Here is a 1257-nt window from a genome sequence, read left to right as displayed (position 1 = left end):
CTCGGATCTTGATTGCGACGTCCAACTTCTTTGTTCACTACTGGGGATTGCTCATTGCCGCTATGGTCGGTGCATTCTTTGTGTTCAAAGCTTGGGTTGCGACAGCAGATGGGCGGGAGAAGTTTGATAAATTTCGCCTCCGCTTACCAATCGTCGGTGATATCGTAAATCGCGCTCAATTGTCGCGTTTTGCTCGAACATTCTCGTTGATGTTGAAATCAGGTGTGCCGCTCAACCAATCTTTGGCGCTTGCTGGTGAAGCATTGGGTAACCGCTTTTTAGAAAATCGAATTTTAGAGATGAAAGCAGCCATCGAAGCGGGTAGCACCATTTCTGTTACTGCCATCAACAGCAATATTTTTACGCCATTAGTTATTCAAATGATTGCAGTTGGTGAAGAAACGGGTCGTATTGATGAACTTTTGCTCGAAGTCTCAGATTTTTATGATCGAGAAGTGGATTATGACCTTAAAACACTGACGGCAAGAATAGAACCATTACTTTTGGTCATTGTCGCTGGGATGGTGATGGTGCTTGCATTGGGTATTTTCTTACCAATGTGGGGGATGCTGGACATCATCAAAGGCGGCTAATGCGTGGTTGAGAATCAAAGCCGAGCAACGCCCTTTATGTTTGGCTTAGTTGCGGTCATCATCGTGGTTGGAATGGCTATTAAATTGCAGCCAGTCACTGAAGAAGCACAAGCGACAGGTGCAAAACTCGCAAAGGTTTGGATGCTAGACAGTGTTCAGCGTTATCACCAAGCGTGGTTAGTGCAAGGTGAGCCCAATCGTATGGAAATGGATGGTTTTCAACTCACCATGACTGAAGGGGGATTGGTGTCGCCATTCACACAACAAGGCGTACTCGATTGCGGATATTGGTTAGCTGTTCATTACCCGCAACGTAAGATTATGGCTAGTGAGTTATTAGATATTAGCGGAACAATCAAAAGTAATCGTTATATCTGCAACTATACTTACGAAAGTGGCCAAACAATTGTAGTTATGTCTACCGCTAATCGACTGATAATAGACGTCGAAATGTCGGCGGAGTGAATTTTTTGACACTTAAGTACTATAAATGGGAATGAAAGTCGGTATAATGCAAACATTACCATAAGCCTAAGGTTGTAATAAAAGGTAAACCATAAAATGATTACCTTTGTTATCAAACCTTTTCGGAATAATGGCGATTCGTCATTCTGCTCAAGCGGTAGATACAGTATCCACTTCACGGTCAGTTTTAGTGAACGTT

At 43.1% G+C, this 1257-nt stretch carries 2 protein-coding genes; both read left to right on the top strand.

From position 1 onward, the window contains the following. Positions 1 to 593 (top strand): type II secretion system F family protein (locus R7P72_RS24865; protein ID WP_318110941.1); only part of this gene is annotated, 593 nt, incomplete at its 5' end. Positions 594 to 596: 3 nt separating this feature from the next. Continuing rightward, entirely contained in the window at positions 597 to 1058 is a 462-nt protein-coding gene (locus R7P72_RS24860; protein ID WP_318110940.1) for an MSHA biogenesis protein MshF, read from the top strand. Positions 1059 to 1257: the final 199 nt, after the last annotated feature.

Origin of the sequence: Vibrio sp. Vb0888, from assembly GCF_033338835.1 — a bacterium.
Taxonomy (GTDB): Bacteria; Pseudomonadota; Gammaproteobacteria; order Enterobacterales; family Vibrionaceae; genus Vibrio; species Vibrio alginolyticus.
The sequence above is the reverse complement of the archived record's forward strand: the minus strand, read 5'-3'. Positions and strand labels throughout refer to the sequence as shown.